Source organism: Nocardiopsis sp. NPDC055824 (genome assembly GCF_053616335.1).
The window spans coordinates 18,079-30,229 of record NZ_JBSHDN010000073.1 but is presented as its reverse complement, the minus strand read 5'-3'; the positions used below and the strand labels follow the sequence as shown (position 1 = coordinate 30,229).

Here is a 12,151-nt window from a genome sequence, read left to right as displayed (position 1 = left end):
CCGGCCGCCGTCGCGGAACCGGCCGCGTCCGCGGACGGCGTCCGCCGGGCCCGTCCGCCCCGGACGGGCGCCCCGACCCGGGGCGCCCCGGGTGCGTCAGGCGGCGTTCTCGCGGCGCTTGCGCACGGCCTCGGCGAGCTGGTTCAGCACCTCGCCGGTGGTCTCCCACCCCATGCACTTGTCGGTGATCGACTGGCCGTAGGTGAGGTCGGCGGGGTCGCCGAGCTTCTGGGCGCCCTCGACGATGAAGCTCTCCAGCATGACGCCGATGACGCCCTTCTGGCCCGCGGCGACCTGGGCCGCGATCGCGGAGGCCACGCCCGGCTGGCGCTTGTGGTCCTTGCCGCTGTTGGCGTGGCTGGCGTCGATCATGAGGCGCCGGGGCAGGCCCGCGTTCTCGATGACGTCGAGGGCGGCCCCGACCGGCTCCGTGTCGAAGTTGGGGCCGCTGCGGCCGCCGCGCAGGATCACGTGGCAGTCCGGGTTCCCCTCCGTGACGACGACCGACCCGGCCCCGGCCGGGTCGACGCCGAAGAAGGTGTGCGAGGCGGAGGCCGCGCCGACCGCGTCCACCGCGACCTGCACGTCGCCGTCCGTGCCGTTCTTGAAGCCCACGGGGGTGCTCAGGCCGCTGCTGAGCTGGCGGTGCACCTGGCTCTCCGTGGTGCGGGCGCCGATGGCCCCCCAGGAGACGACGTCGGCGATGTACTGCGGGGTGATGGGGTCGAGGAACTCGGTCCCGGCGGGCAGGCCGAGGGAGTTGATGTCGAGGAGGAGCTTGCGGGCGGTGCGCAGGCCGTGGTGGACGTCGTAGGTGTCGTCCAGGTGCGGGTCGTTGATGAGGCCCTTCCAGCCGACGGTGGTGCGCGGCTTCTCGAAGTACACGCGCATCACCACGCACAGGTCGTCGCGCAGGGAGGGCACCAGCTCGGCCAGCCGGCGGGCGTAGTCCAGGGCGGACTCGGGGTCGTGCACCGAGCAGGGGCCGACGACGACCAGGAGCCGGTCGTCCTCACCGTCCAGGACGCGCTTGACCTCGGCGCGGGACTCCTCCACCAGGGCGCTGCGGTCCGGGCCCAGCGGGAGTTCTGCGAGCAGGTCCCGGGGGGCGATGAGCGGCTTGTAACTCGCCACCCGTGTGTCGTTGGTGCTCGGCATCGTGTAGTTCCCCTTGGTCCCGTCTGTCCATGTATCGCACTGCTGTCACGCTGTCGCCACGAAAACACTAGCGCGGCCGTGCGTGCGGGGAGGCGTCGATCCGGAACACCGGCGCCGGTCACGGGATGGGAAACGCCACACCCGCCGAGGGGGGAAATCGGGTGTCTCGCGATGTGGGACGCCATTCCCGTGGAAATCCGCGGCAATGGCGGACGGAACCGCCGTCCGGGCCCGGGGGCTCAGTCCTTCAGGCCCGGGAGGTCCTCCTCCCAGAACTCGTGCGGATTGCGGGTGCCGTCGACGACCGCGCCGCGTTCGGACTCCGCCGCGCGCAGCTGCACGCGGCGGATCTTACCGGACACGGTTTTGGGCAGGTCGGCGAACTCCAGGCGGCGGACCCTCTTGTACGGCGACAGCCGCGTGCGGGCGTGGAGCAGGATGGCCCGCGCCGTGGCCGCGTCGGGCGGCGCCCCCTCGGTCGGGGTCACGTACGCCTTGGCGACCGACAGGCGCAGCGGATCCGGCGAGGGCACCACCGCGGCCTCGGCCACGTATTCGTGCTCGAGCAGGACGCTTTCGAGTTCAAAGGGTGAGATGCGGTAATCCGAGGCCTTGAAAACATCGTCGATCCGACCGATATAGGTAATGTGCCCGGTCGAATCCCGGCTCGCGATGTCACCGGTGCGATAGCGCCCCCGACGGGTCAGTTCCCGGGTGAGGGCCGGGTCGTCGTCGTACCCCTTCATGACCCCGACGGGACTCCGGGTCATGTCCACGCAGATCTGCCCGGTGTCGGACGGCTCGTCGGTGACCGGGTCGGCCAGCACGATGTCGTAGCCGGGCATGGGCCGCCCCATCGACCCGGGGAGGACCTCCTGGCCAGGCCCGTTGCCGATGACCAGCGTCGTCTCGGTCTGGCCGAACCCGTCGCGGACGGTCAGCCCCCACGCCTCCCGCACCCGGTCGACCACCTCGGGGTTGAGCGGCTCGCCGGCGGACAGCGCCTCGCGCAGCCCCACCTTCCACCCGGCCGGGTCGGCCTGGACGAGCATCCGCCACACGGTGGGCGGTGCGCACAGGGTGTCCACGCCGCAGCGCACCACCTCGTCGAGCAGCCGTCCGGGGTCGAACCGCTCCTGGTTGACGACCAGGACCGTCGCCTCGGCGTTCCACGGCCCGAACACGCTGCTGTAGGCGTGCTTGCCCCACCCGGGGGAGGACACGTTGAGGTGGATGTCGCCGGGGCGGACGCCCAGCCAGTACATGGTGGACAGGTGGCCCACGGGATAGGACCGCTGCGTGTGGGTGACCAGCTTGGGCCGCGACGTCGTCCCGGACGTGAAGTACAGCAGGAGCGGGTCGTCCGGGCCGGCGTGGTGAGGGGGGTGGAACTCCAGGGCGGCGTGCTCGGAGTCGGCGTAGCTCAGCCACCCGTCCATGTACCCCACGCAGATCCGCGTCCAGTGGCCTCTGAGCTGCGCGAACTTATCGGTCTCGGCGACCGAGCAGACCACGTGCGCGATCTCTCCCCGCTCCAGCCTGTCCACCAGGTCGCCCTCGGACAGGGCGGTGGCCGTCGGCGTGACGACCGCCCCGAGCTTGACCGCCGCCAGGGTGGTCTCCCACAGCTCCACCTGGTTGCCGAGCATCACCATGATCCGGTCGCCGGCGCGGACGCCCTGGCCGAGCAGCCAGTTCGCCACCTGGTTCGAGCGCTCCGACAGGTGGCGGTAGGTGTACCTGGCCTCGCTGCCGTCGTCCTCCACGATCCACAGGGCGGTCCGGTCCGGGCGCCGCTCGGCGACCTCGTCGAAGTAGTCCAGCGCCCAGTTGAACACGTCCGGTCTCGGCCAGGTGAACTCGCGGTGGGCGGCCTCCTGGTCCGTGCGGTGCGCCAGGAGCAGGTCCCGTGCGGCACGGAACTCCGCGGCGCCCTCGGCGGCCATCTCTCTCGACATGTCTGGCGACCTCCGGTTCAGGGACAGGGCGCCGACCGCACTGTCCGCGGACTCCGCCCGGAGAGGGCGGTGGAACGGGTGTGCCCCGCTGGTCCTACCCGGGATGCGCGCCCCCGACGCCTCCCCTGGGGGCGCCCCGGCTGGCTCTAGGATGTGTGGACATGGAGGAACTGCGCGGACACCACGGAACCTGGCGGATCGACGACGAGACGGTCCGCATCCGTTTCGAGTCCGGCCGCAAGGTCCCCACGCTGCTCAAGTCCCTGGGAAGCTGCACGGTGCCGTTGGCGGCCGTCCGCGAGGTGGATTTCGACCGGGGCGACCGCAAGCACGGGTGGCGCCTGCGCCTCGGGCTCGCGGACGGCGCCGACCCGTACGCGGCCCTGGGGTTCCCCGGCCGGGACTCCTCCACCCCGCTGCTGCTCACCGGCCCCCACGACACGGAGCTCGTCGCGGAGTACCTCTCCGAGCAGATCGCCTCCTCGGCCCGCTACGCCGGGGAGACCCTCGCCGGGGAGCTCGACCCCCGGCAGGTCGCCCTGGGACTGGTCGGCAAGCCCCCTCTCCAGGTCCGCACCGCGGAGGGCTCGGCGTCCTTCGACGGCGCCCGGGTGCGCCTGCAGTGGGACGGCTGGCTGGCCAGCACGGCCAAGGAGAAGGAGAAGGCCCGCGACTACCGGCTGTCCGAGGTCCTGGAGGCGGAGTGGCGGCCCCCCGTGGACGTCACCGAGGGCCACCTGCGGATCGTGCTGCGCGGCGTCACCCTCCCGGGGGCGACCGAGCTCGCGAACGACTTCTTCACCCTGGCCTCGCACGGGACGAAGGGCAGTGAGGAGACGCTGCTGATGGCGGCCACCCTCAACGCCCACATCCGGGCCGCGGACGTACCGGGGGAGGGTCCCGCGGCCCTGGGCGCCGGCGCCGGCCCCCAGGCCGACGACGGCGGAGGCGAGGCGGTCTTCGCCACGATCCGCGAACTCGGGCGCCTCCACTCCGAGGGGCTGCTCACCGACGAGGAGTTCAGCGCGAAGAAGGCGCAGCTCCTCGACCGGCTCTGACCGCGTTCCGGCGCCCCGGGACCGGCCGGGCCCGGGACGGCGGTGGGCGGGCCGGCCCGGCGCGCTCCGCCGCGGTCCGCCCGCGGGCGCGGCCGGAGCTCCCGGCGCGCCCCCGCACACCATCCCCAGCTCCCGCCGGGACCCCGGCGGGAGGCCGCATACAGGAAAGGGCTCACGCCTTGCGCACTCTGTACCCGCCCATCGAGCCGTACGACTCGGGCATGCTCGACGTCGGCGACGGACACCGCGTCTACTGGGAGCTGTGCGGCAACCCCGAGGGCAAGCCCGTGGTGTTCCTGCACGGCGGGCCCGGCGGCGGCTGCGTCCCCGACCACCGGCGGCTGTTCGACCCGGCACGGTACCGGATCCTGCTGTTCGACCAGCGCAACTGCGGTCGCTCCACGCCGCACGCCGGCCAGATGGACACCGACCTGTCCACCAACACCACGTGGGCGCTGGTGGAGGACATGGAGCGCCTGCGCGAGATGATCGGCGCGCAGAGCTGGCAGGTCTTCGGCGGCTCGTGGGGGAGCTGCCTGGCACTGGCGTACGCGCAGAAGCACCCGGAGCGCGTCAGCGAGCTCGTCGTCCGCGGCATCTTCACGCTCCGGGACGAGGAGCTGCGCTGGTTCTACCAGGAGGGCGCCTCGAACCTCTTCCCGGACCTGTGGGAGTCCTACCTGGCGCCGATCCCGGAGGAGGAGCGCGACGACCTCGTCGCCGCCTACGCGCGGCGCCTGGCCTCCCCCGACCGGGAGGTCCGGCTGGAGGCGGCCCGCGCGTGGAGCGTGTGGGAGGGGTCCACGGTGACGCTGGTGCCCGACCCGTCCCTGCGGGAGCACCACGCGGACGAGGAGTACGCGCTGGCGTTCGCCCGTATCGAGAACCACTACTTCGTCAACAAGGGGTTCCTGGAGCCGAACCAGCTCGTGGACGGGGCCGAAGCGATCCGGCACATCCCCGGCGTGATCGTGCAGGGCCGGTACGACGTGTGCACGCCGGTGCGCACCGCCTACGACCTGCACAAGGCATGGCCCGAAGCGGAGTTCCACATCGTGGACGACGCCGGTCACGCCTTCAGCGAGCCGGGCATCCTCGACCGCCTCGTCGAGGCGACCGACCGCTTCGCCGGAGAGTGAGCCCGGAGCTCGGGGCGCCCGTCACGGGGCCCCGGGCGGCCGGCTCCGGTCCCGGGGCCCCGTGACGGGGTTCCGGCCCCGGACCCGCGCTCAGTAGAGGGCCCGGCAGGGGCCCTCCTGGGCCGTGACGCCGTCGGCGGGGCCGGTCTGCGCGAACTGTGCGAGCTGCGCGCGGCCCCGGTGCCGCGACAGGTTCCACGAGGCGAGGCCCTCCTCCCCCGCGTCGTCCAGGCGGTACGCGATCCCGCTCAGGGCGCACGCGCGGTCACCGCCCTCCAGCTCCACCAGGGCGGGCAGGGCGTCGGCGGACAGGTCCCTCAGGTACCACGTGTCGACCTGTGTCAGCTCCAGGTCGTGGTGGCTCTCCGCGATGCGCAGGTCGGGGTTCCCGTAGGCGAACACCGCCAGGGCGACGCCGGCCAGGGCCGCGGTGCCCCTGGGCAGCCAGGCGGCGCGGCGGCCCAGGGTGTTGAGGACCCCGGCCGCGATCACCAGTCCGAACACCCCGGCGCTCCACACGATCCACGCCTCGGCGCTGATCCGCAGCCGCGTCAGGCCGAAGGCGTCGATGTAGAGCTGGAGCCGCATCATCGCCGAGGCGAGGATGACCAGGGTGAGCACGCACAGGAGCCCGAGCAGGGCGTTGCGCAGTGTCCGGGTGGCCGCGGGCCGGGACGGCAGGACGTACACGGCGACCGCGATGACGCACAGCACCAGCAGGCTGACGACCACCAGCTGGAAGAAGCCCTGGCGCGCGTACTCGGCGTAGGTGACCCCGGCGACCCGCTGGACGTGGTCGTCGCCGCCGAACATGGCGACTGCCTGCACCCCGAGGAACGCGGTGAACAGGGCGACCAGCGCGCCGAGCGGGATGGTCCACACCCAGACGGGCAGCGAGGGGGAGGCGGGCCCGGCCCCGGCGGGCCGGGCGGGTGCGTTCCCCGGGGCGCGGCGGCGCCTGGCGGCCAGGACGGCGGACCCGGTGAACAGGACGGCCGCCAGCATCGCGAACAGCCGGGAGAACCCGTCGAAGAACGTGCTCCCCGAGAACGCCCCCTCGAACAACCGCGCGATGTAGCTCGCGAAGACCGCGTCGGCGAAGGAGAACAGCAGGCCGAAGACGAGCAGGAGCGCGCCGGTGACGAGTGTGGTGAGCAGGACTGGGCCGGCCAGGCGCCGTCCGCGGCCGCTGCGCAGGGGGCCCACCAGGAACAGGGGGGTGGAGGGCAGGTTGCGGAACAGGCCGAGCGAGCCGCTGACGACCCCGACCGCGCCCTCGCGCGAGGAGGGGTTGCGTACGGAGAACGCGAGCGAGGCGAAGAAGAAGGACGAGGTGAGCGTCCAGAACAGCACCCAGCCCGCGTCGCGCAGGACCGCCGTGAGGAGCAGGGCGGCGGCGATCACGCCGTAGCCCGCCGACCAGGCGTGGGCGTAGCGGTCGGGGCGCGGCTCGCCGGCGTCCCCGCCGCGGGCGGTGACGGGGGCGGGCGGGGCCGCCGGTCCGGCGGCGCCGGTGTCGGGGGCCGGCGCCGGGGCGTCCGGCGTTCCGGTGCGGGTGGGCCCGGGGCCGGACGGGTCGGTGCCGGTGTCGGCGGCCGTGTGCTGCTCCGCCCCGTCCTGCCGGGCGTCCGCGTCCGCCTGTGTCTGCGCGACGCCGGTCTCCTGTGCCTCTGCGTCCCCGGTCTCTCGGGCGTCCCCGGCCTCCTGTGCTGCGCCGGTCGTCCCCGCCGCGACGGCGGAGCCGTCCTCCGGTGCCTGCACGACGCCGGTCTCCTGTGCGTCCTCGGCCTCCTCCGCGGCGCCGGTCGTCCCCGCCGCGGGGGTGTCTCCGGTCTCCTGCGCGTGCTCCGGGCCCGGTCCTTCGGAAGACCCCGGCCCCGCACACCCGGTGTCCGCGTGCCCGGAACCGTCATGCCCGGATTCGGTGCCCCCGGTGTCCCCGGAGCCGGAGGCGTCGGGACGCGTCTCCCCGGAGCGGGGGCTCCCGTCCTCCCCGCCGGGGACCGCGTCGCCGGTCCCGGGAGCGCGTGCCCCGTCCGCCTCCCGCGCGGCGGGGGCGTCCGCCTCCGGAAGCGCCCGGGAGGCGTTCCCGTCCGGCCCCTCGTCGCGGCCGTCCGCGCCGCCGGGAGCGCCGTCCGGGATGGGGGGACGCACCATCAGCGCCGTCAGGGCGGTCAGGCCCGCGACCGCCCCCGTGATCACGATGCCGAGCCCCGGGCGGTCGAGCGTCGCCAGGAAGGCCGCCACCACGCCCACGCCGAGGAGCGCGAGGGGGAGCCACACGGGCGCCTCGGGCAGGGGGATCCGGGTCCTGGCCCCCCAGAAGTCCTGCTGGTACAGCTGCGCGTAGCTCTGCCGGTCACGGGCGGGGTACGGGCCGTACGCCTGGTGCGGCGGGTACGCCGGGTGCGGGTGGGTCGTGTCCCCGGGCCGGCCCGGGCGGCCGTCCGTCCCGGCGTGTCCGGCCGTGTCCCCGGGCCCGCGCAGGGCCCCGGCGGAGGAACCGTGCCCGGAACCTCCGCCGGGACCCTGCGCGCCCCCGTCGGCCGTGTGTTCGCTCGGCATGCCACCCCTCTCCACGACGGCCCGGACGGCCCGTGCTGTCGTGACAGTTGGACAGTCGGACGGTGTCCACGGTTCACCGAATGCCCGACTTGTGTCATCAAGTTATGAATCGGGTCGAATAGGCGAATCCCCTCGGTCCCTGTGGTGACAAGGCCCTGCCCCGGCCGGGGGAAGTGGCTTAGGCTCGGGTCCTGCGACCGACCACGCGAGGGGCACACGAGCATGCGAGTCGAGGTCGACTACGACCAGTGCGAGAGCAACGCCCTGTGCATGGGCGCGGCGCCGGAGGTGTTCGAGGTCCGCGACGACGACTTCCTGTACCTGCTGGCGGAGGAGCCCGCCGCCGGGTCCCACGACGGCGTCCGCCGTGCCGAGCGGCTGTGCCCCAAGCGGGCCATCACCGTGCTGGAGTGACCCCCGCCGCGGCCAGGGCCTCGTCCCACGTCGTCGGCTTCTCCAACAGCCCGCGGTAGCGCATCGTCCGGGGCGTGGAGCGCAGCCCCAGCACGCCGGTGAGCATGCCGCCCCTGCCGAGGAAGGCCACGAACTTTCGGTCCTCCGGTGAACCGTGCACGAAGGTGACCTGATCCGCCGGTGCTCCCTGTCCCAGCAGCTGGAGCTTCATCTTGTATTGGTCCGACCAGAAGTAGGGCACGGGGGTGAAGGGCGTGCGCCCCTCCCCGGCGAGCAGGTTGCGGGCCGCGGCCTCACCCTGCTCGCCCGCGTTGGTCCAGTGCTCCAGCCGGATCCGGCCGCCGTAGCGGGGGTGCGGCCAGTTCGCGAGGTCGCCGACCGCGTACACGTCCGGCACCGCCGTCGCCGAGTACCGGTCGCACGCGACCGCCCCGTCGGCGAGCAGCTCCACCCCCGACCCGCGCAGCCACTCGGTGTTCAGGTGCACGCCGATCCCGGCGACCACCAGCGACGCCTCCACGGCGCTGCCGTCGGTCAGCCGGACCCTCTCCACCCGGCCGTCCCCCTCGAACCCGGCCACGCCGGCGCCGAGGCGCACGTCGACCCCGTTCTCCCGGTGCAGCTCGGTCAGGAGGCGGCCGATCCGCGGGTCCACCACGCGGGTCAGCGGCGTCGCCGCCGCCTCCACCAGGGTCACGTCCATGCCCGCGGCGCGGGCGCTCGCGGTGACCTCCGCGCCGACGAAGCCCGCGCCGACCACCACGAGGCGGCCCCCCGGGGCGAACGCCGCGCGCACCGCCTCGGCGTCGTCGAGCGTGCGCAGCACGTGGACCCCCGCCAGGTCGGTGTCCGGGCGCCGGGCCCGCGCCCCCGTGGCGATGACCAGGCCGTCGTAGCGCACGGTCCCGGCGGCGCCGCCCGGACCGGAGACGGTCACCTCGCGGGCCGCGGGGTCCAGGGCCACCGCCCGGGTGCCCGTGCGGAGGTCCAGGTCGAGGGCGTCGACGGCCGCGTCGTCGCGCAGGCGCAGGGCGCGGTGGCCCGCCAGCCACCCGGGCCCTCCGCCGGAGGGGTCCATGCCGATGCCGGTCAGCACCTCCTTGGACAGGGGCGGGCGCGAGTAGGGGCGGTGCGCCTCCTCGCCGAGGAGCGTCAGCCGCCCCTCGAACCCTTGTGCGCGCAGCGCCTCGGCCGCGTGCAGCCCCGCCATCCCGGCGCCGACGACGACTATCTCGTTCAGGGTGTCCCGCACGGTGCTGTGCCTTTCGGTGGTCCCTCCCCGGGGAGGGGCGTCAGAGTGGGCGGACCTCGCCGACGGGGGCGCCACCGCCGTGGACGTCCACGCGCAGCCGGTCCTGGACGGGGGAGACGTCCACACCGAGGGTCCGCAGGGCGTCGAGTGCGACCAGGGTACGCGCCCGCTCCTCCGCGTCCCCGTCGCTGATCTTGACGGCGACGGTCTCGCCCGTGGCCGCGCCGAGCACCAGGACGCCGTCGGCGCCGATCTTGGAGACCAGGCCCGGCATCCGGGTCATCAGGTCGGTGTCCACGCGGCCGGGGCCCGACACGTACTCGGGGTGGGCGCTCATCGCGTCCAGGACGGCCCGCTCGCGGCTGCCCCCGGGCGCGGTGCGCATCCGCCACAGGCCGCGGGCCAGCCCGGCCAGGGTCACGGCGAGCTGGGGCGCACCGCAGCCGTCCACGGCGGTGTGCGCGACCTCCTCGCCGCACACCTCCTCCGTGGTCTCGCGGACGAGCACCTGGAGGGGGTGGTCCGGGTCGAGGTAGTCGCCGGTGCTCCACCCGCGGGCGACGCACGCGGCCAGCATGGCGGCGTGCTTGCCCGAGCAGTTCATGAGCAGGCGCTCGGGCTCGCGCCCGGCGCGGACGAACGCGGTGCGGGCCCCGGAGCCGCCCGGGGCCGCGGGCGGGCAGCCGAGGGCGTCGGGGGTGAGGCCCGCGGCCGCGAGGATGCTCCTGGCCTCGTCCGCGTGGAAGTCCTCTCCGCCGTGGCTGCCGGCCGCGATGGCGAGGGAGCGGCCGGCGAGGGGGGCGCCCGCGCGCAGCGACGCCAGGGCCTGGAAGGGCTTGGCGGAGGAGCGCGGGAACATGGGCTGGTGCACCGGGCCGCGGGCGTAGGCGATCTCGCCGGACGCCGTCAGCCCGACGACCGCGCCGTAGTGGACGCTCTCGCGCATACCGGACCGGACGACCTCCGCCAGGGGGACGTACTCGGGCAGCGGGCTCTGGGGCATGCGGGCTCTCCTCGACGGTGAGGTTCGGTGGGCGCGGGGTGTCCTCCGGCGGGCGGACACGCGTAAGAACGTTACATAACCCCCCTTTCTTCCGTGTGTCCAGGTGGCCGGGCCCGGCTCGCCCCGGTGCGGCCGGGCCCCGGCGGCCCGGGCGCCCGGAGCCGGCCGGCGGGACACGGAGCAGGGGCTCGGCCCGGGCTCCGGCCGTGTCCCCTGACACGATCTGCCCGGACGACGCGTGCTGGGGGTTCGCTGTCGGACGCGGGGAGTAAGGTCGATGCCGGTACGCACCAGGAGAAACGGCCTGTGGCACGGCGCGACGAAGGAGTGGGGCACACGATGGGAACGCTGCGGATGGGCGCGCTGACCCGGCGCAGGGTCGGAATGCGGGCGGCGGACCTGGAGTACGCGGTACTCGACATGGAGACGACGGGCCTCGAACCGCGCGAGGGCGCGCGCATCGTGGAGATCGCGGTCGTGCGGGTCCGGGGCGACGGCAAGGTCGTCGAGGAGTTCAGCACCCTCGTGGACCCGCGCGCGGAGGTGGGCGGCCGGGAGTTCCACGGGATCGGCGAGGGGGACACCGTCGGCGCCCCCGTCATCGCCCAGGTCGTGCCCCGGCTGGCGGAGCTGCTCTCGGGGGCGGTCGTGGTCAGCCACAACCTCGACTTCGAGCTGCGCTTCCTCGGCTCGGAGCTGGTGCCCGCGGGGCTGCCGACGGGGCAGTCCGGGCTGTGCACGCTCCGCGCGCTGCGCTCCCAGATCGACCTCGACCGGTACTCGCTGCCCAAGGCGTCCTTCCGGCTCGGGGGAGACTGGCCGACCGGCCAGCACACGGCGCTGGGCGACGCCCGTGCCTGCGCCAAGCTCCTGGCGGAGATGATCGCCAACGCTCCGGGGGAGCTGCGCTACAACGGGCCCGCGCCCCGGACCCTGGCCGTGCCGGAGGCCGCGCCGGTGAGGGGACCGTGGGGCGTGGTCGAGCCGGTCCGCTGGAAGCCGCGCACGGCCTCGGTGCCGGGCGGCCTGGCGCCGCTGAGCCCGTGGCGGGCGGACTGGAGGCCCCGGGAGCTGGACGCCCTGCTCTGCGGCGGGGCCTTCGGCGCCACCGACCGGGCGATCGCGGAGCTGGCCGCCCAGCGCGACACCCGCTTCCGGGAGCGGCTGGCCACGGCGGCGGCCGTGACGGGCGGCATCGCCGCCACCGCCGCGGGGGGCCTGCTCGTGCGCATGGCGGGCAGCCGGGCGACGGGCTCCGCGATCGCCCGCCGGGCCGTGGCGGCCCGGGAGGCGCTCAGAGGCCGGACAGGGTGAGGAAGAAGGCCACGATCAGGGCGCTGCCCCCGAGCGTGGCCAGCAGTGCCTTGCCCTGCTCGGTGAGCCGGGCCGACTCCAGGCGGACGCGTGGAGCGGTCCCCGCGCGGCGTGCGGTGGCCAGGGGCCCCTCGGCGGCGGCGCGGCCGGCCCCGGGGGCCGGGAGCCGTCCGGGCACGTAGTGGGGCAGCTTGTTGAAGAGCGCGATCGACACCAGGACGGTGCCGACGGCGAGCAGGACGAGTGACACGTCGGGGCCTCGCTCTCGGTCGGAGGGCCGCCCGCCCGCG

At 74.6% G+C, this 12,151-nt stretch carries 10 protein-coding genes; 4 read left to right on the top strand and 6 right to left on the bottom strand.

Going from position 1 to position 12,151, the window contains the following annotated elements; translation table 11 throughout:
• Nucleotides 1-96: 96 nt before the first annotated feature.
• Together ACWGL3_RS16595 and ACWGL3_RS16590 are read right to left on the bottom strand one after the other, a co-directional pair.
• Complete coding sequence (locus ACWGL3_RS16595; protein ID WP_267946242.1) at nt 97-1,158, bottom strand: 3-deoxy-7-phosphoheptulonate synthase; 1,062 nt, start codon at nt 1,156-1,158, stop codon at nt 97-99.
• 239 nt (nt 1,159-1,397) lie between these two features.
• A complete protein-coding gene (locus ACWGL3_RS16590) occupies nt 1,398-3,116 on the bottom strand; it encodes an AMP-binding protein (protein WP_267946241.1) in 1,719 nt (572 codons plus the stop codon).
• 161 nt (nt 3,117-3,277) lie between these two features.
• Between ACWGL3_RS16590 and ACWGL3_RS16585 the strand changes: the two genes are divergently transcribed.
• Complete coding sequence (locus ACWGL3_RS16585) at nt 3,278-4,174, top strand: DUF4429 domain-containing protein (RefSeq protein ID WP_267946240.1); 897 nt, start codon at nt 3,278-3,280, stop codon at nt 4,172-4,174.
• Nucleotides 4,175-4,353: 179 nt separating this feature from the next.
• Nucleotides 4,354-5,313 carry a prolyl aminopeptidase gene (gene pip / locus ACWGL3_RS16580; RefSeq protein ID WP_267946239.1) on the top strand — a complete coding sequence of 320 codons (960 nt, stop codon included), beginning with the start codon at nt 4,354-4,356 and terminating at the stop codon, nt 5,311-5,313.
• Nucleotides 5,314-5,403: 90 nt separating this feature from the next.
• Here pip and ACWGL3_RS16575 read toward each other — a convergent pair whose 3' ends face one another.
• The gene (locus ACWGL3_RS16575; RefSeq protein WP_267946238.1) at nt 5,404-7,878 is read right to left on the bottom strand and encodes a DUF4153 domain-containing protein; all 2,475 of its coding nucleotides are present in this window, start codon (nt 7,876-7,878) and stop codon (nt 5,404-5,406) included.
• 222 nt (nt 7,879-8,100) lie between these two features.
• On the opposite strand from ACWGL3_RS16575, the gene ACWGL3_RS16570 reads away from it, so the two are divergent.
• Nucleotides 8,101-8,292, top strand: a complete 192-nt coding sequence (locus tag ACWGL3_RS16570) for a ferredoxin (RefSeq protein WP_267946237.1) — start codon at nt 8,101-8,103, stop codon at nt 8,290-8,292.
• Here the strand turns inward: ACWGL3_RS16570 and ACWGL3_RS16565 are convergent.
• Complete coding sequence (locus tag ACWGL3_RS16565) at nt 8,276-9,544, bottom strand: NAD(P)/FAD-dependent oxidoreductase (protein ID WP_267946236.1); 1,269 nt, start codon at nt 9,542-9,544, stop codon at nt 8,276-8,278. The two genes, ACWGL3_RS16570 and ACWGL3_RS16565, sit on opposite strands and share 17 nt — an antisense overlap.
• A gap of 40 nt (nt 9,545-9,584) precedes the next feature.
• Nucleotides 9,585-10,547, bottom strand: coding sequence for an asparaginase (locus ACWGL3_RS16560; RefSeq protein WP_267946235.1), 963 nt, complete (start codon nt 10,545-10,547; stop codon nt 9,585-9,587).
• A 339-nt stretch (nt 10,548-10,886) separates the two neighbouring features.
• Here ACWGL3_RS16560 and ACWGL3_RS16555 point away from each other — a divergent pair, with 339 nt between their 5' ends.
• Nucleotides 10,887-11,861 (top strand): 3'-5' exonuclease, encoded by a 975-nt coding sequence (locus tag ACWGL3_RS16555; RefSeq protein WP_267946234.1) that lies wholly within the window; start codon nt 10,887-10,889, stop codon nt 11,859-11,861.
• On the opposite strand, the gene ACWGL3_RS16550 is transcribed toward ACWGL3_RS16555, so the two are convergent.
• On the bottom strand, nt 11,842-12,111 hold the full coding sequence (locus tag ACWGL3_RS16550) for a hypothetical protein (protein ID WP_267946233.1): 270 nt from the start codon (nt 12,109-12,111) through the stop codon (nt 11,842-11,844). The genes ACWGL3_RS16555 and ACWGL3_RS16550 overlap by 20 nt on opposite strands.
• Nucleotides 12,112-12,151: the final 40 nt, after the last annotated feature.

Coding starts and splice junctions, on each gene's coding strand:
- ACWGL3_RS16595 (WP_267946242.1), bottom strand. CDS start 1,158: ATGCCGAGCACCAACGACACACGGGTGGCGAGTTACAAGCCGCTCATC.
- ACWGL3_RS16590 (WP_267946241.1), bottom strand. CDS start 3,116: ATGTCGAGAGAGATGGCCGCCGAGGGCGCCGCGGAGTTCCGTGCCGCA.
- ACWGL3_RS16585 (WP_267946240.1), top strand. CDS start 3,278: ATGGAGGAACTGCGCGGACACCACGGAACCTGGCGGATCGACGACGAG.
- ACWGL3_RS16575 (WP_267946238.1), bottom strand. CDS start 7,878: ATGCCGAGCGAACACACGGCCGACGGGGGCGCGCAGGGTCCCGGCGGA.
- ACWGL3_RS16570 (WP_267946237.1), top strand. CDS start 8,101: ATGCGAGTCGAGGTCGACTACGACCAGTGCGAGAGCAACGCCCTGTGC.
- ACWGL3_RS16560 (WP_267946235.1), bottom strand. CDS start 10,547: ATGCCCCAGAGCCCGCTGCCCGAGTACGTCCCCCTGGCGGAGGTCGTC.
- ACWGL3_RS16555 (WP_267946234.1), top strand. CDS start 10,887: ATGGGAACGCTGCGGATGGGCGCGCTGACCCGGCGCAGGGTCGGAATG.